This is a genomic window from Allokutzneria oryzae (genome assembly GCF_042429765.1).
Classification (GTDB): domain Bacteria; phylum Actinomycetota; class Actinomycetes; order Mycobacteriales; family Pseudonocardiaceae; genus Allokutzneria; species Allokutzneria oryzae.
The window spans coordinates 245,223-266,699 of the sequence record NZ_JBHLZU010000027.1 but is presented as its reverse complement, the minus strand read 5'-3'; the positions used below and the strand labels follow the sequence as shown (position 1 = coordinate 266,699).

Sequence of the window (21,477 nt, the reverse complement as noted above, 5' to 3'; positions counted from 1 at the left end):
GCGTCGAGACCGCCCGGGTCCGCGAGAACCAGGCGCTGGCGGCGCTGATCGAGCGGAACATGCCGAAGCTGCTGAAGTCGATCCGCGGCCTGCAGCGCGGACTGGACGCGCAGACCGCGGGCACCCGGTCGTGGGGTCCGCTGACCGCCATGCTCAACCGGGAGCACACCCTGTGGGCGGGCAACATCCCGGCGGCCGGGACGAAGCTGCCCTTCCTCTCCGAGCACGTCGAGATCACCGCGACCGCGCGGATCACCGGCGACCCCACGGTCACCGGCAAGCAGCGGAAGACCGGCACCGAGAACCAGGGCTACTTCTACAACGAGGTCACCATCTCGCGCAGCCGCAACCACCGGCTCGGCGGCGGCCTCAGCACCGGGGGCCTGTTCGGCGAGGACGCGACGGCACCGGACTCGATGTCGGTGAACACCGGGCGCAGCCGCAGCGCCACGGAGGCGCACACCATCCAGATGACCACGATCGGCAGCCAGGTCAACTGGAGCGGCACGCACCACGTCGAGACGCCGATCGAGGTCACCTTCACGATCACGCGGACCCCGGGCAAGGGTCTGCTCAACAGCGTCCTGATGGCCGGGCGCAACCTGTTGCCCGGCCGGATCGGCAGGCCCAGCAGCGACTCCGAGGTGCTCAGCGGTGTGCTCGGGCTGCAGCTGCCGGACGGCCTGCTCACCACGGAGCGGCTCAGCCCGCCGTCCTGGATCGGCTACCAGGAGCTGACCGAGCTGCCCGCGCGGGTCGGCACGGACATGGTCGAGGGCAAGCCGATCGAGGACGCCCTGCTCAAGGTGGCCAAGGACCTGGGTGCCTCCCCCGATGAGCTCAAGCACCTGATCGAGACCGTCACGAACGCGGACTTCCTGGACAGCAACCTGCGCAGGCTGGTCGACGGCTACCGGGCGCTCGACGCGTTCCGGGTGCCGGGCACGCTGCGCCCGGGGCACAAGGTCAACGAGTTCACCGCCGACGTGAAGATGAAGCTGCGCGGCGTGCACGTGATCGCCGAGCGGGGGGCCGAGTTCGGCATCGGCCGGGCCAACCGCTACCAGCTGATCGAGAAGGTCGAACAGGGCAACCAGCGGCCGGTGCCGTTCTCCTTCGGCCTCGGTGAGGGCCTTGAGGGCACCCCGGACGGCATCGACGGGGCGCTCTCGTTCTCCACCGGCGCCCAGACCAGCCGGGGCTTCTCCACCTGGGGCGGCCGCCGTGGCGAGCACTTCCACAAGGAGGTCGGCGAGGTCGTCGACGTGGTCGCGTTCTACCACGTCGACATCGACGGGCAGCGGTTCGTCCACAGCCCCAACGGCGAGCAGGAGCTCGCGACGAAGATCGTCCGGCCCAACGCCGCCCGCGGCCAGGTGTACTTCCGGGTCTACAAGCGCGATCTGCCCGCGCTGATGGCGCAGCTGGAGCAGGCCGACCCGTGGGACCGGGCGGCGGCGCTCGGGCTGACCGACGTCAACCCGAAGAAGGTCGCCGCGAAGCTGCGGGAGCGGGAGGAGAACGCCCCGCGCTTCGACCTCGACGAACTGGTGGACTCCGCCGCCGCTGCGGACTCGCTGGACACCGACTACCCGCACGTGGGCGCGGCGCAGCAGGCCGAGGACCGGCTGCCGGGCTCCGTCAAGCGGTTCCTGAAGCGGAACAAGGACACCGACGTCACCGGGCAGGTCCTGCTGCGGCTGGACAGCGACCCGACCGTCGCCCGCCTCGACGAGCAGGCCGACCTCGCCCGGCAGGTCCTCTCGGTGATGGCCGAGCAGCGCACGCGGCTGGACGAGCTGGTCGCCGCCGCGCAGGGCGACCAGAACACCCGCGAGGTCGCCGAGCGGGCCGTCGAGCACGCTCGCGTCGCGGCCGACCTGGCCGCGCGGATCATCGTCACCGGTGAGCAGCTGCCCGCGGCGCGCTCCGCGCTGCGGACCGCCGAGGCCGCGCACCTGGAAGCGGTCGCCCTGGTGGAGACCGAGCAGCGGCGGATCGACGACCCGGGAGCCATGCGCCGGACGCTGCGCGCGCTGGGGATGGGGCGGTCCGGCGACGGGCGGCTCACCGCCGCGCGGGAGCAGATGCAGGAGACCGGGCAGCGGCTGGACACGGCCCGGCGGGAGTTCGACCAGACGCTGGGCGCCTGGCAGGACGCGGTCAGCGACGGCGGCAGGATCCACGACGAGATCACCGCCCTGCGCCGCGATCTCGGCAGGGTGCTCGACGAGCCGGCCACGGCGCTCGACGAGCTGCTGGGCACGAAGCTGCGGCACGAGGGTGACCCGTTGCAGACCGCTCGGGGCGTCGCCTCCGAGCTGCGGTCCGAGGTGCTGCTGACGCTGACGGAGCCGGACGGCACCGAGGTCCGGTTCTGGGTCGCGCCGGACGGCGGCGTCCGCCGGGACGACGCGAACGGCGGTCCGGCGGCGGCGCTGGAGAGCGACACCGCGCTGCGGGAGGAGGCGCTGCGCAAGCGCCTGGACCTCGACGAGCTGGTGGAGCGGTCCGTCGCCACCGGCAAGCCGATCGAGATGCTGGTCCACGAGGCCAGCGACCCGGCGATCGTCACCGCCGCGCGCTACGGCGTGAACGTGGACCACGCGCTGGCGACGGCCGCGGTCAACGCGGAAGCCCGCGAGCGCCTGGGCTACAGCCTCCGCGACCCGCGCGGCACCGTGCTCGCCGAGCGCACCGAGGTCGCCAGGCAGCGGTGGGAAGGCATGCGCGACGACTTCGCGCTGGCCGTGACCCAGGCCGGGCTCACCGAGACCGATGTGGTTCGGGCACTGGTGCACGGGGTGAACCTGCGCGCCGGCTACGAGCACGCGGTCGCGCAGGGGGACTCCCCCGTCGACGCGCTGCGCCTGCAGAACTTCACCGTCCCGCCCATGCTCGTACCGGAGTCGTTGGCCGAGCTGGGCGCGCTGTTCGGGTTCCAGGACACCCCTGGCGACATGGCGAAGTTCCGGCACCTGCTGAACCTGGCCGGTCTGCCGCAGACCCTCGGCGGCTACGAGGCGGCGCTGCTGCGCGGCATCGCCGCCGACATGGCGGTGTCCGACGGCCTGTTCCAGGCGTGGCAGCGCAGGCTGCTGCTCGAAGTGGACACGCGATCCGTCGTCGGCGCCGCGATCATGCGCCCGGCCGACCCCAGCGTGGCCGCCCCGCCCGCCGACGACCCCGAGTCGGTCGCGGCCCGCGCGGGCACGGTCGAGCAGATCGTGCGCCGCTACTACCACGGTCTGCCGATGGACCGCGTCTACCGCGGCGACGCGCCGCTGGACGCCGACGGCAGGGCGCGGATCGACGCGGCTCTGGCGCAGTGGGGCGTGCCCTACGCGGCGTGGGTGGCGACGCAGCTGCCCGGCTCGCAGTTCACCGGCGACTTCGCCGCCGAGAACCCGGCGCGGCAGACCGGCGACAACAACGTGCCCACCCCGGCGCAGCTGCGCTACCTGTTCACCAACGACGCGGTCACCGAGTGGGTGCCGAACGGGGCGAACAGCCTGTTCGAGGCGATCTTCCGCCAGCTCCCGCCGGACGCGCTCGCCGAGCGGGGCATCCACACGGCCGAGGAGCTGGGCAAGGACCTGCGTGCGGCCCTGGCCGCCGACCTCAAGGAGAACGCGGGCGACCGCGACCTCCTGCCGCTGGCCACCGACCTGCGCAGCGAGGCGCAGCGCGCCGGGGCGATCGGCGCCTGGCAGAACAACAACCGGATCGACGGCGGGCTGCTGGAGGCGCTGCCGGAGATCATCGCCGCGCGCTACGGCATCGACACCGTCGTCGTCGACGAGCTCGGCGCCGTGGAGCGCCACGGCGGTGAGGGAACTCCGGTCGTGGTGCTGCGCACCGGCGACCACTTCATGCCGGTGCGGTTCACCTCGACGCCACCGGCCCTGCCGGACGCCACCGCGCCGGTCACCCCGGAGGCCCCGGCCCCCGGGACGCCGGACACCGAGGCCCCGGAGCAGCAGCAGCAGCAGCCGACACAGACCGCTCCGGAGCCCGACCAGTTCGCGGGGTGGAAGCAGGCCACCGTCCCCGTCCCCTTGTCCATCCCGTGGACCAACGGCACCGCGACCGCGGTCGACCCCGTGGTCCTCACCGCGCTCGGGAAGTCGAGCACCGCCCCGGTCACGGTGGACCAGGACAACCCGGACCGGCTGCTGGTCGAGATCGGCAACGGCACCGTCCCACTGGTGATCGAGGTGAGCCCGAAGGTCTCCCGGCCCACGCTCGTCGTGACCACCGAGCCCGGGGCTCCCGCGCGGCTGCTCGTGCCCGCCCTGCCCGCCGACGCGCCCGTGCAGGGCGTCGCGCTGGGCATGCTCCTGCGCCAGGTGCCGGACGTGCTCGCCGACACGCGCCGGAGCCTCGGGCTGCCGGAGACCGTCCCCACGACCCCCGACCCCGTCCAGGTCGCCCAGCACGACCCGCTCGCCGAGGCGATCCAGGCGCAGCTCGGGTTGCAGGGCCTCGACGGCCAGGGCCAGCCGGCCGCCGACCCGCTCGCCGGGCTGCGGACCGGCACGAACCAGGAGGTCGGCGCCGACGGCAGGCCGGTGCCGATGGGCATGCCCTCCCCCGGCGCGCTGCTGACCGCCGGGGTGATGAGCGGCGTCCCGCTGGCGGCCGAGGCCGCGGCCGAGATCGGCGTGGCGACGCGCACGCTGCAGGACGCGATCCTGGACAGCTGGGCCGACGTGCTCTCCGCCGACGGCGCGATCCTGGAGCTCGACACGCTCGACGGCGGGCGCAAGCGGTTCCGGATCAAGTTGGAGCTCGACGACCTGGTCAAGGTCCGGTCCGAGGTGACCATGGCCGACCAGGCGCGCGGCCGGTACCCGCTCGGCCAGTGGGGCCAGGCGGCGACCAGCGGTCGCAGCAGCCAGTTCGGCCTCACCCTCTCGGCAGGGGTCGCGGGGCTGCTCTCGGCGGTGACCGGCGTCCCGGGCCTCGGCAAGATCGCCAACGCCACCCTGGGCAAGGCGTTCTCGCTGTCCCAGGGCCAGCAGGTCTCCGCGCGCAAGACCCGCGAGGCGCACCGGGCGGTCGACGGCAGCCAGGGTCCGTTCACGGTGTTCGAGGCCGCTCCCAAGCTGACGATCTCCGAGCAGCTCGCCGACGGCACCGAGAACACGCTGCCGCAGTTCACCTCCAGCGAGTGGTCGGAGGACAATCCGGGCACGATGCTGCTGTCCGTCGCCGACTCCTACCTGGACCGGGTCACCGAGGTGGTGCGGCGCGAGCTCGACCCGAGCGACGCCGACGCCAAGATGCCGCGCACGAAGGCCACGGGGATGACCGGCAGGGACAAGCTGGTCGACACCGTCATGGCGCAGCTGGGGACCGCGCTCCCGCTGGAGTTCGACGGCATGAGCCCGCAGCAGCGGGCGACCGTGCGCAACCAGGTCTTCGACCGGGTCAGCGGGATCCTGACGGAGTGGACGAAGGCGGTGAACTCCGGCTTCCAGTTCCCCGTCTTCATCGGCAACGCGGCACCGCTCCAGGTCCGCGTCACCCCCGGCATGCTGCGGGAGAGCGCCACCATCATCGGTGACGGCCGGGGCGGCTACCTGGAGTTCTGGGGCTACACCTCCTACTCGGCGGGCGGGACCACCGCGATCGGCCGGGGTGGCGGGATCGACGCCAAGGTCAAGTCCGACGCCGCCGCGGCGGCGGACAAGGTGGTCGACGGCCCACTGCCGCACAAGCTGAGCCGGAGCTGGTCGCAGGGCGGCAGCAGCAGCACCTCGGCCGACTCCACCGGCATGCGGTTGCAGATCGACCGCGACCGGGGCGACTCCATCACGCACCTCACCGACGCCACGTACAAGATCGAGGTGCTCGGCGCGGACGGCCGGCCCGTGCAGACGTTCGAGAGCACGGCCGACGAGACCATCACGGTGCAGACGACGACGTCCGCCGCCGCCGCGTTCAAGGCCGGTTACCCGGTGCCCGCCTCGCTGGTCGGGGCGGACGGCAAGCCGGTGCGCGGGGTGCCGAAGAAGGACGAGGGCGCCGAGGACCTGGCCTACCCGGAGCACCTGCGGTCCGGGCCCGGCATGTCGGCCATCGACCAGCTGGTGGTGGAGAACCCGGACGGCACGCCGCGGACCGCCGACGACGGCGACGGTCTCTCCCCGGTGCACAAGCTGCTGATGGAGCAGCTGGCCAGCATGGACTTCGTCCTGCCGACGGCGCACCGCTCGGCCCAGCTGACCGCGGTGGCGCAGAGCCTGCTCGTCGAGAACGAGCTGATGATCAAGGACCAGCTGGCCAGCGGCGCGGTGGCACTGGACTTCGCGCAGCTGGTCCACGACGGCGTCCGGGTCACGGTCAAGCGGCTGAACCCGGTGCGGGGCACCGTGGAGAGCGTCGAGGTGGTGCTCAAGGGCATCCCGGACTACGCCGCCGCCGAGTTCCTGGGCCACAGCGCCGAGCGCGACGTCTACGAGATGGACTGGGACGACTCCGGCATGGCCTTCGGCCAGGGCCACAGCAAGAACAAGAAGTGGGGCACCGGCCGCTCCGGGGGCGAGGAGGTCTTCGGCAACCCGGCGGGCGAGGGCGCCGGCAGGGGCAAGGGCGTCAGCACCAGCCTCACCGTCGAGCGGCGCGGCGTCGAGGTGCACCTGCTGCACAACGACAGCCGGGTGGCCGCCTGGAAGGTGCCGCTGAAGCTGGAGGCGAGCGCCACCGGCGCCGACGGGAAGACCGTCGCGCTCAGCGACACCGGCAAGAACGGCGTGGCGACCTTCGACGGCAGCACCGAGATCTACGTGCCCGAGGGCTTCGTCCACACCGAGGCTCCGACCAGCGTCGCCGACGAGACCGACGCGGAGCTGTTCCGGGACAACGACGCCATGTTCGTCTCGGTCGCCGCCCAGGGGCTGCGGGACGCGGTGGCCGGCGCGGCCCCCGAGCTGTTCGGGCTGGACGCGGTGAGCAAGGACGCCCTGGAGGCGATGCTCAACCCGTCGGCGCTGCGCACCAAGATGAAGGAGTACATCCTCGGCACGATCACCAACGACCAGCTGTTCGAGCTGGGCGCGGTCGGCGGGCTCGGCCCGCACACCCGCTACACGGTGACGATGTCGGCCACCCCGGCCGACACCGAGGTGCTCGGCCTGGTGGTCGGCAACACGGTGACCGCGAACGCCCTGTTCTACTCGTCCGCGGTGACCTCCGGCATCAGCCGGAGCGGCTCGCTGGGCGTCGACGGTTCGCTCGCCGAGGGCACCGACGCGATCGGTGGCGACGTGGGCCTGGGCCTGTCCGGCGGCCGCAGCACCGGCACCGGCCGCAGCGAGGGCGAGATCGCGGCCTTCGAGCAGGACACCCTCAGCATCGAGTCCGACCAGCGCCTGCACCTGCGCACCCGGATGACGATGCGGGTCGAGATCACCCCGGAGAGCGCGACCGACCGGGTCCGCCCCGGCACGCCCAAGGCCGACCCGATCGTGGTCGAGGTGCCGATCGAGGGGACCTGGGTCAGCCCGGAGTCCGACCTCATGAACGCCTACGCGGGCGGGAAGCTGAACCTGCCCGCCGACTACGTCGCCGAGTCGATCAAGCGCTGGCGCGAGGGCGACGCGGACGTCGACCGCAACGTGATCACCCGGACGGTGGCCCGGTTCTCCCGGGAGCAGGTCGCCGACGGCGGCACGGTCGACCACGCGCTGCTGCGCGAGGTGCTGGAGCAGTACACCCTGGAGGAGCGGCACGACGCGGCCGAGATCGCCGCGGCGAGCGAGATCCTGGACATGCTCGAAGCCGTCGCCGAGCACTCGCCGGCCGCTGCCGAGGCCGTGCGCTCGCTGCACGTGCCGCAGTACCTGGCCAAGGGCGAGGGGCTGGGCGGCAGCCGGATGGTCCAGTTCCTCCGGTTGTTCCAGCAGGACCCCAACGGCCTCGCGGGCACCCAGGTCCGGGAGGACGCTGCGCTCGCGGGGCTGGTGGAGCGGGCGGCGCCGAACGCGCTGAAGTCGATCAAGGGCCTGCGGAAGGCGCTGGACAGCCTGACGGCGGGCACCCGCATGTTCGGGCCCGTCGCGTCGGCGATGAACAGCGAGAACGTGCTGTGGGAGGGCGTGGTCCCCTCGGACGGGCCGTTCCCGTGGATGACCGAGCGGGTGCGGGTCACCGCGAGCGTGCGGGTGACCGGCGACCCGGAGATCACCGGCTACCAGCGCAGGCGCGGTACCGAGAACGGCGCGTGGAGCTTCCGCAGCCGCAGCGACTCCCGCAGCCTCAGCCACCGGGTCGGCGGCAGCCTCTCCGGCGACGGCGTCCTGGACTCCGGGCCGGACAGCCTGTCCGCGAGCAGCGAGCGGGGCAACAACACCTCGATCGCCCGCTCCGAGACCGCGCTGTGGGTCAACACCCAGCTCGACTGGCGCGGCGCGCACAACGTGAGCCTGCCGATCGAGGTGACCTTCAAGGTCACCCGCTCCGGCGTCACCCGCGGCCTGCTGAACAACGTGCTGCTGTGGGGCCGCAACCACCTGCCCGGCCTGAGCAGGCCGAAGTCCGCCGTCGAGGTGCTGCAGGGCGCGCTCGGCCTGCACGTCTCGGACGGGCAGCTCATGCGCGAGCGCCCGGCGCCGCCGGACTGGATCGACTTCCGGGCGATCAGGGAGCTCCCCGGCAGCCGGGTCGGCAGCGACTCGGTGGAGCGGGAGCCGATCAAGCAGGGCGTGCTGAAGGTCCTGCACGAGATGTACGGCGACAGCGCCGACTCGCTCTACGCGGCGGTCGACACGGCGACCTCGACCGAGGCGCTGGACGCCGCGCTGACGCGGATGGTCGGTGAGGAGCGGGGCGACCGCAGGCTCACCGTGACCAGGCCGCCCGTGCGCGGGCGGGCGGGCTTCGACGTCACCAAGATCGACGTCAACGTCAAGCTCACCACCTCCGGCGTGCACGTGGTCGCCGACCAGCCGGACAACGGCGGCCTCGGCACGGTCTCCCGGCGCATGCGCAAGACGAGCGTGAGCCAGGGCAGGCAGCACTCCACGCCGGTGGGACTCGGCGGCGGCGAGGGCCTCGGCGAGCTGCTCGACGGTGTCGAGGGCACCGGGTCGATCTCGGCGGGGGCTGGCAGCCAGCACACGATCTCGACCGCCTCCGGTGACCGCAACGACCAGAAGACCGAGGAGTTCGGCGCGCTGGTCCACGTGCGGGCGACCTACCACGCCGAGGTCACCGTCCGGGAGTTCACCGACAAGGCCAACGGCACGAACATCCTCTCCAAGGAGGTGAGCAGGCCCAACTCCGCACGGGGCACGCTCAGCTTCAAGGTCTACGAGCGCGACCTGCCCGCGCTGATGGCGCAGCTGGAGGACGCCAAGCCGTGGGACCCGCTGGTGGCGCTGGGCCTGCGGGGCGCGAGCCCGGACACCATCCGGCAGGCGCTGGCCGAGCGCGACGCCGTCGCGCCGGAGTTCGACCTGGCGACGCTGCTCGACGACGCCGCGGCGGCGGGCAGGCTGGACTCCGACTACCCGCACGCCGGGGCCGCGCGGGCCGCCGAGAGCCGGCTGCCCAAGGGCGTCCGGGGGTACCTGGAGCGCCAGGCGACCGACATCAGCGGGCGGCTGCTGCTGCGGCTGAACAGCGACCCGATGCTGGACCGCGCGACGGAGCAGGACGCGATCGCCGCGCAGGTCCGCGAGGCGATGGTGGACGCGCGGGCGCGGCTGGCCCGCCTCGGCGCCGACGCCGCCGATCCGGGTCTGGTCCTGCGGGCGCAGGAGGCCGCGCTGGAGGCGGTCGCCATCGCCGAGCAGATCCAGGCCACCGGCGAGCCGCTCGCCGATGCCCGCGCCGCGCTGCGGACGGCGGAGGAGGAGTGGAAGGCCGCCGTCGACCGGGCCTACGCCGAGCACGGCGCGAACGCTCCCGAGCGGTCGCTGCTGCGGCGCCTGGTCGACAAGCTCGGCCGCACCCAGCTGCCGAGCACCGGCGTGGCGGGCCTGGACGAGGCCCTGGCGCGGGTGCGGCGGGACGAGGGGCTGCGGCTGGAGCGCGCCCGCCAGGAGTTCGACAACGCCGTCGGCGCCTGGGAGGTCGCGGTCGGCCGCGGCGGTGAGATGCACGACGCGCTGAGCGTGGTGGACAACAGCCTCCAGCGGCTCACCAGGACCCGGGACGCCGGGCTGGCCCAGCTGCTGCAGACCCCGCCTCGGCAGTCGGGCGACCCGGTCCAGCTGGCGCGCGGCATCGCCAACCAGCTGCGGGCCGAGATCCTGTTGTCCCGCACCGAGAACGACGGCACCGTGACCCGCTTCCGCGTCGCCCCCGACGGCGCCGTGCGGCGGGAGGGCGAGGACGCGGCGGTCACCGAGCTCAACAAGCTGATCGTGCCCCAGGACGTGCAGGGCGAGCGCGACGCGGAAGGCGCGCTCATCCGGGAGTTCGACCTGCTCAGCGAGGCGCTGCGGCTGCGGGTCGACCTGCCGGGGCTGGTGGAGCGCTCCGCCGCGATCGGCAAGCCGATCGAGATGGTGCTCGCCGAGTCCAGGGACCCGCTCGTGGTCGCGGCCGCCCGCGCCGGGGTCGACGTGGACGCCGTGCTGTCGGAGGCCGCCCGCGACGCGGACGTCTCCCGCGAGGAGCTGCTGGCCGCCCGCACCGAGGAGGCGAGCCGGGTCTGGGAGGCCCAGCGGGCCGACTTCCACCAGGCCCTCGCCGACTCGGGTCTCCCGGCGGCCGCGGTCGGGTGGGCGCTCGCGGAGGGGCTCGACCTGCGCGCCGTCCACGCTCAGGCGGTGCGGGACGGCAACTCCCCGGCCGACGCGCTGCGTGCCGAGGTGACCGCGCTGCCCGTGCCCACGAACGCCAACACGCTGGCGGAGCTCGCTCCGCTGTTCGGGTTCAAGGTCGACGCGCGCGGTGGCGATCTGGCCAGGTTCCGGCACCTGCTCAACCAGGCCGGCCTGACCGGCCCGATCACCTCCTACGAGGCGGCGCTGCTGCGCGGTGTCGCGGCGGACCTCGCGCTGCGCCACGGGCTGTTCGACGCGTCCGCCCGCAGGCTGGTGCTCGAAGTGGACCCGCTGTGGCTGCGGGGCGCGGCGCAGACCCGCCCCGCGAACGTGGACCAGGCGCCACCGCCCAACGCCGACACGGACCGGGCCGCGAGGGCCGAGACGGTCGAGCAGATCGTGCGCAGCTACTACCACGGCCTGCGGATGGACCGCGCCTACCGGGGCTCGAACCCGCTGGACGCCGCGGGCCGCGCCGCCATCGACGAGGCGCTGGCCCGCTGGGGTGTGCCGCACGCGGCGTGGGTGGCCACCCAGCTGCCCGGCTCGCGGTTCTCCGGTGACCTGGCGGCGGAGAACCTGGGCAGGCGGATCGGGGACAAGAACATCCCCACCCAGGCCCAGCTGCGCTTCCTGCACTTCAACGACGCGGTGACCGAGTGGGCGCCGAACGGGGCCGCCAACGTGTTCGAGGCGGTCTTCCGGCAGCTGCCGCCGGACGCCTTCGCCGCCGAGGGGATCGCCACCGCGGCGGACCTGGCCGCGGACATGCACGCCGCGCTCCGGGCCGAGCTCGACATGCCCGTCCACGAGCGGCGGCTGTTCCCGATGGTCACCGGGCTGCGCAGCGACACCCAGCGCGGTGGGGCGCTCGCCACCTGGCAGGTCAAGGGCCAGCTGACCGGCCCGCTGCTGGCGGCGATGCCGCAGATGATCGCCGCGCGGCACGGCATCGCCATCGCGGTGATCGACGACGAGGGCGTCGTCCAGCACGACGCGGGCGTCGGCGGCCCCGAGGCCGTCCTGCTGCACAACGACGGCCACTTCATGCCGGTGTACTTCAGCGACCCGGCGGACCGCGACGCACTGGGTTCCGGCGCCGACGGCCCGGACCCCGACGCGGCCGAGCCGGACACCGGCGCCCCGGCCAACGGCGTCGCGTCCACGGTGCTCGACGTCCCGGTGCCGGTCGTCGGCGCTCGGGCATGGGCGGGTGGCACGACCGACCAGCTGCTGCCGGGAACCATGCAGGCGGTGGCGGCGCGGGTGCCCGGAACCGCGGTGGCCGAGAACGCCCCTGGCACGGTCATGGCGACCCTGGACGGGGGCGCGGTTGTCCCGGTCATGGTGCTCGTCGACGGCACCGCGAGGCCCGGGCTGACCCTCGCCCAGGACGGGGCCGCGGTGCAGCTGCACGTGCCGCTGCTGCCGGGCAACGACGTGGGTCAGCGGCTGATGCTGACCCAGTCGCTGGAGAACGCGATCAAGCAGCTCCCCGACTTCGTCCCCTCCGAGTGGCTGGGCACCAACGGCACCAACGGCACCAACGGCACCAACGGCAACCAGAACACCAACGGCCACGAGGGCGCCAACGGGCGGGACAACAGCCAGAAGGCCAACGAGCAGCTGCGGGCCATCCAGGTCCAGCAGGAGGAGCAGCGGGCGGCCGACGAGGCAGACGTGCTGGCCGAGGAACAGGCCGAGCAGGAAGCCGAAGAGGCGGCGGAGCAGGCCGAGCTGGAGGAGGCGCAGGCGGAGGCGGAGGCCGCCGCGGCCGCGTCGAACGCGCCCGCCGTGCTGACGCCCGCCGCCCTGGCCGCCAGGCCGGGTCCCGCTGACTTCACCGCCGACGCCACCGCGCTCGGCACCCTGCGGCAGATGCAGGACAACGTCGCCGGCCTGCGCGAGGCGTGGGCGCCGTTCCTCGCCCCCGGTGCGAACCGGGCGGGTGAGTCCGCGACGTCGAACGAGCCGATCGGGGCGTCCACCCAGCTGCACCAGGACGCGGTCGCGCTCGCCGAGCAGTTCCGCGCGCTCGCCGAGCAGCACGCGGCACCGACGGAGCCCGGCCTTGCCGCCGCGCAGATCCGGCTCTCCGACCGCTACCGGCGGCTCGCCGACGCGATGGACGCCGTCGTCGCCGTCACGGAGCAGCGCCAGCCGCTCATCGCGGCCGCCGACGCGGCGACCAGGGAGGCGGAGACCTGGGCTCTGCAGGCCGCCCAGGCCGCGTTCGCGGAGAGCCAGGGCGAGACGTCCGAACTGTTCGGCAAGCCGATCAGCTCCGAGGTGCTGGAGCAGTTCAGCGCCGCCGCGGCGGAGCAGGCCGATGCGGCGCTGCTGGAGGCCGACCAGCAGCTCGCCGAGCTGGACCGGGCGCTGGCGAAGGTGCAGCGCGAGGCCGAGCTGCTCGAGGACCTGTACGCAGCGCACCCGGTGCTGCTGGACACCGGCGACGTCGCGCTGGGCATCGCGCCCGACGCAGGCAAGCCGGTGTTCATCGCCGACCCGAAACCGGGCCGCTGGCCCGGGATGGGCAAGATCGCCGAGAGCGACCTGGAGTCCGTCGCCCGCGTGCTCGCGCTGGTCGACCAGCACCAGGACCTCGTCGCCCAGCTCCGGGCGAACGGCTTCGACGGACGCAGGGCCGCCGACTTCGCCGCCCTGCGCTCCGACGACGCCCAGCCGGAGAGCGTGCGCCGCCTGGCGGCCGAGCTGCACCAGGTCGAGGAGCGGCTGCGCCAGCTCATCAACGGCGACGGGCGGCAGCACGGGCTCGGGCTGAACGAGGCGATCCAGGGCAGCGAGACCCGCCTGCGCTGGCTGGAGCGGATCGCGCTCGGGCACCCGCGCTTCCGCGGCGATGTCGCCACCATGCGGGGGCTGCGGCTGGTCAGCGAGATGTCCCGGATCGACGAACACCCGATGCCCGCGCTGGCCCGCACGCTGTCGCTGCTGCAGACCGAGAACTACGGCAACTCCTCGGTGCGGGGCAGGCTCAACGACGCGCTGCACCGGATCAACGTCCGGCAGACCACCGAGCTGTCGGTCGACGCGGTCAGCTTCGAGTTCGGTGAGCACTCGCTGCCGAGCAAGCACGAGGCGGCCAACCCCACCTTCACCACGGTGCTCAACACGTCGTGGAACTCCGGCCCCCTCCGGCTGTTCCGCCCCGGCTTCACCCTGCAGCTGCGGGTCGTCGACGACCCGGCGGCGCCCGCGGTGCGCCGCTCGGACCTCGCCAAGGACGGCTGGGTGGAGCGCGGCCAGCTGGTGCTGGACGTCCGCGCCGACGCGACGAAGGACGAGATCGACGCGGCGCTGCGCGAGATCCTGCTCGCCGAGGCGGCCAACTACGTGCCACAGGTCCCGCCGACCGCCGTCGACGTCCGTTCCACGCTGCTGTACCAGGCGGGCAACCTCGGCGGTCTCGCCGTCGGCGCCGGGATCGTCGCGCTGCTGGGCATGCCGCTCATGGGGCCGTACTTCGCCGGTCTGCTGGCCGTGAGCCTGTGGTCGACGCTGTTCGGGACCGCGGCCTGGTACACCTACGCCGGCAAGAGCACGGAGGCGGGCAACGCGGCCCGAAGGCTGCGCTCGACCTGGCGCGGTGGCATCGGACCGACCAACAGGCAGATCACCGACCAGACCTTCACCACGCGCAACCGCATGGCGCCCGCCGCGGAGGTGTTCGGCGTCGACCTGCCGAACGTGCGCCCCTACGAGCGGACGCGCGAGCTCACTGACGCGGAGCGGGTCCAGTTCACCCAGTGGGTGCGCGAGGCCGGCGAGTCGATCGCCGCGCAACTACGCGACGGCACCTTCCTCAGGAACCACTCGCAGAGCCCGGACATCGCCAAGCTGTTCCAGCAGATGACCACGGTGACGTGGTCGGAAGACACGATCGCCGCTGCCGACGCTTCAGCGGGCCAGACGCCCAACGACCTCGGCACGCTGGTCGGCACCCTGCCGACGGGTGAGACGGTGAAGGTCTCCCTGGTCGAGGGCGACATGTCGCACACCGACCAGTTCATCAAGGGCGCCGACGTCGGCAAGTCGGAGCTGCGGTACTGGATCAAGATCGCGCCGAACCTGTTCGACGAGGGGCAGGCGGCGGTCGAGGCCGCGATCGCCGCGAAGTACGGCACGCTCACCGGTGACGCGTCCCGGGTGATGTTCCAGCCGGAACTGAAGACCTACGCCCATGAGAAGTTCCTGATGGCCAGGCTGGACATCCCTCTCATGGTCATGTTCTCCGTCCTCTCCAGCACCCTGCCGCTGCTGCCCCCGATGATCGCCAGCAGCCTCGGCATCCGCGCCGGGTCCACCCTGCAGGCCTACATCAACTTCAGGCACCGCAAGGCCGCGGCGGCGCTGTACGCCGCGGCGAGCCGCGAACGCCAGGCCGGGCAGGAGCTCGCCAGCGTCGACGACCAGACCAGGCACGCGGGCAACGCGCTGGACCTGGTCGGCGCCGCGACGCAGATGCTGGACGGACTGCGCGCGGAGGTCGAGTCGCAGCTGCCGCCCAAGCCGACCGGCCGGCTGGTCGCCGAGGACGACCTCGGGGAGCTGCTCGTGGCCGCCAAGCAGATGGCGGCCGCGCAGATGGAGCACCCCGATGAGCACCTCAAGTCGGCGCACATCGAGCTGGACGAGAACGACGGCTTCCGGCCGGTCGTCGTCCTCACCTACGAGAACCAGGACTCCCCCGTCCGGGTCCCGATCGACGACGCGTTGGTGGGCCCCATCCATCCGGGCACGGCGCCCGAACCAGAATCGGTCGTCCGCCACACCGCGATGCTGCTGGTGGCGGCCAAGCACCTGAAGGCCGAGGCGGAGACCCTGAGCCGGGTCGAGAGCGTCCGCATCGAGCTGGACGCGGAGGACGGCTTCCGCCCGGTGGTGGTCATCAACAGCAAGCCGGAGCTGCGCAACCCGAAGATGCCCGCGGTGATCCGGATCGCGCTGTCGGAGTCGGCGAACCTGCCCGGCGCGTTCAGCCCGTTCACCACGCACGCGGACATCAGGACCGAGAACCGCAAGGACGTCCGCGAGTTCGCGATGCTGCTGCCGACGCAGTGGACCGAGGACGGGACGGAGCTCACGGTCGCCGAGGCCGAGCAGTGGCTGACCGAGCACCTGAACGAGATCGCGGCCACCGAGCGGCTGGTGCACCCCAGGGAGAAGCGCCAGCTCGCCTGGAACGCCGGCATCCGGTCCATGGGCCGCGGCGTGCTCAACGCCATGGTCAGCACCGCGCAGGGCGACACGGTCGCGATGGGGCAGTCCTTCTCGGACGCGGTGACGGCGATCGGTGAGAGCATGACCACGGTCATCACCGCGCGCCGCATCATGGAGCAGAACGCGGCGACCCTGCGCACCGGGCTGAAGCCGCAGGCGGTGACACCGCGCGCGATGGACGACTGGGTGCGGCACACCTCCAACCGGCTGCGCCAGACCAGTCAGGCGGTGACCGAACTGCTCGGGACCGTCACCGATCCCGACCTGGCCGCGCGGCTCCAGCCACTGGTCGACCGCGCGCAGGCGCACGACGTCGATCCCGAACAGATCATCGACGACTTCGACGCGCTGATCGACGCCGGGGAGCTCGCCGGCATCCCGTACCTGGGCGACATCAGGCGCATCGGCCGCGGCCAGTACCAGCTGCGGGTCGACATCTCCGAGAACCCCGGTCCGAAGGACCTCAAGGCCAAGGTGGAGGGCAAGCACCCGCGCTTCATGAACCTCCGGCTGCTGCCGCCCGTCCCGGGGGAGCCCAACAGCCTGCTGGTGCCCAACGGCGGCGACACGCACGCCCTGGCCATGGGCAGCGACGCGCGGGGCCTGCTCCCGCTGATCGAGTCGTGGGTGGCGATCTACCACCACGGGGCGACGGGCGTGCCGAGCCAGGGCGCCTTCCTGCTCCAGGACGCCGGTACCGGCAACCTCCCCGGCCTGATCGGCCGGGTCACCAGCCAGGCGGCCGGTGCGGGCCTCGACCCCGTGAAGACGGGTATCCAGGTCAGCAGCGCGGTCATCTCGACCGGCCTGAACGTGACCGCGGCCGGATGGCACTCCAAGGGGACGTTCCAGCGCGGCGAGCTGAACATGTACGTCCTGTCCCGCGACTCCAAGGTGATGTCGCCCGACAGGATCCTGTACGCCGTCGGCTACGCGAACGGCTTCGCCGACGCGCACGCGGAGCTCACCGACGTCTACCTGGAGCACGCCCTGCACACCGGGCGGCTCTCGCCGATGACGGTGGAGATCCTGCGCAGGCAGCTGGGTGCGCAGGAGTCCTCGTTCGCCGAGCTGCTGGCCACCTACGAGATCGACGCGAGCCGGCTGCCCGCGGGCTGGAGCTTCGACGACCTCGACCAGGTGGTCCGGGAGGTCCACCCGGACCAGGAGGCCCCGGAGCCGCCCCCGCTCCCGGAGGCCGAACCGGTCCACACGCGCCCGGAGCTGCCGCCGTCACAGGCGGCCGCCGAGTGGGCGGCCGGGCTGGTGCGGCTGGACACGACCCAGATCGACGAGATCGTCGTGGTCGACGACCCGGCGACGCTGGCGATGATGGAGCGGGAGCGGGCGCTGGGCGCCACGCCGGTCGACAAGGGCGGCCGGGTGATCTGGCTGGCGCCGTCGGCCTTCGCCAACCTGGAAACCCTGGTGGAGACCGTCGCGCACGAGCTGCGGCACGCCGAGCAGCTGCGGGAGGGCCTGACGCCGGGCAACACGCCGCTGGTGGTGTTGGAGTCCAACGCGCACGCCCACGGCCGCGCCGCGGTGGCCCGTCTGAACGGGCTGCTCAACGAGAGCAACACCCCGATCATGCCGCCGCCGGAGGTGTTCGCGCACCTGCCGCTGGCGCAGGACCCGGTCCCGCTGCTGTTCCACAGCCACAGCGAGTCCCACAGCCACGGCGATCCGCTGATGAGCGACGCCGAGCGGGCGTTGCAGGACCGCCTCGCGACCGGGGCTCTCGGCCACGAACCACGGGGCGCTCGCCCGGCCGACACCACGGCGGAGCCCGCGGCGGAGCCGGACAGCGATGCCGAGGTCGACGTCGACGCACTGCTGGCGAGCTTCCCCGACCTGGAGGACAGCGGGGACGCGGATGCCGACGTGGACGCGATCCTCGCCGGGTTCGCCGACCTGGAGGACAGCGCGTCCGCCGTGGCGGACACGACCCCGGCCGGGCGTTCGCTGAACAACAGCCAGCGCGTCACGCTGAACGACGGCACTGACGTCTTCAACAAGGTCTCGCTCACGGCGGACGCCAAGACCGGGGCGAAGGACCCGCAGGGTGTCCGCGAGTCGGCGTTCTCCCGGGCCGCCGAGGACCTGGGCGCTCCCCCCAGGCTGGTGCCCACGACGACGCCGTGGCCTGATGGGCCGAACGGGCCCGGTATCGCCCAGGACTGGGTCCACAACGCCGAACCGGTGTCCAACCAGGATCTCTCGATCTTCGACGAGGCCGAGGTCGAGTGGGCCGGGGTGCTCGACTGGCTGACCGACAACATCGACCGCAAGCCCGGTGACGACACGGACCCGCCGAACCAGCTCTTCGACGGCGTCCACCTGTACCTGAACGACAACGGCCTGACGTTCCCCGGTGACGACTGGTCGGACTACATGATCAAGCGGGGGGAGCTGCGCTCGCCCTTCGCCCACAAGGTGGTCTCCGCCGAGCTCGCCGACCCGCAGCGCCAGGTGCGGCCCGAGATCCTGGAGAAGGTCCGGGCGCTGGACCTGGAGTGGCACGAGGCCCGGCTCAGGGCAACGGGTCTGGCCGACGTCGTCGGGGGTGAGGCCGGGCTCCAGCAGTACCTGGCCAAGCTGAAGGTGCTGCGGGAGACCGGCAGGCTCACCGGGAACCCGGACACGGCGCGCCCCGACGGCGACAACCCCGACCGGGGAGACGACGGCGACAGCGGCGGCGTTGCGGACGACTCCAGCGGAGACGACTCCGGCGGGCGGGCCGCCGAGCCGGAGGCGACCGCACCGGCCGAGGCTCCGGACACGACGGCAGCCGCGGAGCAGCAGGCTCAGCGGGAGGAGTTCCGCGCTGACGAGGTGGCCCTCCAAGGTCTGCGGCTGGCGATGGACAACGTGTTCGGGCTGCGCTCGACGTGGGAGTCCTTCATCGAGAGCGGCGCGGCGGCGCAGGAGGGCGTCACCGCCACCGGGAGCGAGCCGATCGGCGCCTCCCACCAGCTCCTCGCGGACGCCGTCGCGCTCGCCACCGAGATGCGCGGTCTCGCCGAGCGGCACGCCGCCGCCACCGAGCCCGGACTGGCCGCGACCCAGTCCGAGCTGGCCGAGCACTACCGGCGGATCGCCGACGCGCTCGACGTGGTCATCGACATCGCGCGGCGGCGGCAGCCGCACATCGACGCCGTCGACATCGCGCTCGACAAGCTGGCGGAGTGGTCCGAGGCCGCGGAGGAGGCGGAGCGCAACGGCGGCACGACCGAGCTGTTCGGCAAGCCGATCACCACCGCCGAACTGGACGGGTTCGCCGCCATCGAGCGGCAGTGGGCCGACAAGGCGCTGGCGGAGGCCGACAAGCTGGTCGTCGAGCTCGACCAGGCGTTGGAGGCCGTCGAGAACGCGTCGGACGCGCTGGAGGACCTGTACCGCGACAACCCGGTCCTCCTCGCCCACGCAGAGACCGGTGTTGGCATCACCGACCGGGCGAAGCCGGTCTTCGCCGCCGACCCGAAGCCGGGCCGCTGGCCGGGGATGAACGCCGTCACCGGCAGGGACCTCGACTCGATCGAGCGGCTGCTCACCCTGCTCGGCAACCACCAGGACCTGGTGACGGCGCTGCGGGCGGCCGGGCACGAGGGTGGCCGGGCGGCCGACTTCGCCGCGCTGGTCGCCGACACGGCCCAGCCGGAGGACGTCCGGCGCCTCGCGGCCGGTCTGGACCAGGTGGAGACGCAGCTGCGGCTGCTGGTCAGCGGTGACGGCCGGGACCACGGTCTCGCGCTGAACGAGGTCTTCGACGGTGCCAAGAAGCGCTTGCGGTGGCTGGAGAAGGTCGTGACGGGGCACCCGCGCTTCCGCGACGGTGCGACGCCGACGGACGGCCTGCGGCTGGTCGAGGAGCTGACCAAGCGCGGCGAACACCCGGAGCCCGCACTCGCCGCCGCCTGGCACCTGCTCCGGACCAGGAACTACGGCGACCCCTCGGTGCGGGGCCGGTTCAACGACCGGCTCTTCAGGATCTTCGGCAAGCAGGTCGTCGAGGCACCGATCAACGCCGTCAGCTTCTCCTTCTCCTCCTACGCGCTGCCCACGGTCGAGCAGGCGCGGACCCCCGGATTCACCTCGGTGACCAGCATCGCGTGGTTGTCCGGGCACGCGCGGGGGCTCAAGCAGTTCCGGCCCGGGTTCACCGTGCAGACCAGGCTCACCGACGACCCGGGCGCACCGGCGGTGCGCCGCGCCCAGGAGTTCCCGGACGGCTGGGTCCAGGGCACCCAGCTGGTGCTGGACGTCCGGCGGGACGCCTCCGTCGAGGAGATCGACGCGGCGCTCGGCGAGATCATCCTCGCCGAGGCGGCCGACTACGTCCCCCAGGTGCCCTACCCCATCACGCTCGCCCGCACCGCGCTGCTGAGCGAGGGCGGCGGCGCGGTCGGCGCGGTGCTCGGCAGCTCGGTCTCCGTGCTGACGGGACTGGGCTTGAGCGGCGCGTACCTCGCGGGCAGGCTGGCGCAGAGCCTGTGGGCCTCCGCGCTGCACCCGGTCACGTTCTTCACCTCGTGGGGCAAGGAGACCGAGGCGGGCAACCAGCTGGGCAGGCTGCGTGCCGCGTGGCGCGGCGGCATCGGGCCGACCAAGCAGCAGCTGGCCGAGGGGTCGTCCACGCTCAGGGAGCGGCTGGCGGCGCGGGCGGGCACCGAAGCCGGCCTTCCCGACGCCTCCGCTCCGGAGGAGGTGCGGCGGCTCACCGACGCCGAACGCGCGGAGTTCGCCGCGCGGGTGGGTGCGGCCGCCGAGCGACTCGTCGCTGACGTGCGCGGCGGCAGCTTCCTGACGAAGTACGTGGTCAGCGACGAGGTCGCCGCTCTGATCGAGTCGATGCGGGACAGCGCGCGGTGGAGCGCGGAGCCGAACGCGGCGCAGGACGCCCGCGCGGGCAGTGAGCCGCACGACTTCGGCACGCTCCGCGTCGACCGGCCGGGCGCGGAGAGCGTGCAGATCTCGCTTGTGGAGTCCGCGCAGTCGCACTCCGACCAGTACCTCAAGGGGGCCGAGGTCTCCGACTCCCTGCTGCGTTACTGGATCACCCTCGCTCCGAACCTCCACGACGCCCCGGACCCGGTGCTCGAAGACGCGCTCGCGGCGAAGTTCGCCAGTGCCGTGACGGCCGCCGCCGCGGTGATGTACCAACCGGAACTGAGCAAGCTCGCCAAGGAACAGCTCACCCTGTTCCCCGTGGACGCTGCCGTCATCGGCGGCTTCACCGCGCTCTCCGAACACCTGTCGGACAACGCGGGGAGCCTGGAGATGCTCATGGCCGCCACCGCGGCCAGCCTGGGCTCCAGGGTGGGCACGACGTTCGCGAACTACTTCAACTCCAGGCACGGCCAGGTGGCCGCGGCGATCTACTCCGACGCGATCCGCTACCGCCAGCGCGGGGAGAAGATCTTCAGCGCGGACGACCGCATCCAGGTCGCCGACA

At 72.9% G+C, this 21,477-nt stretch carries 1 protein-coding gene (cut by both window edges); it reads left to right on the top strand.

All 21,477 nt of this window come from inside a single coding sequence — locus ACFFQA_RS31755, hypothetical protein, on the top strand. Of the gene's 59,616 coding nucleotides, 19,426 precede the window and 18,713 follow it; the stretch shown corresponds to coding positions 19,427–40,903 (codon 6,476, partial, through codon 13,635, partial); the first codon wholly inside the window starts at position 3. Both codon boundaries (start and stop) fall beyond the window edges.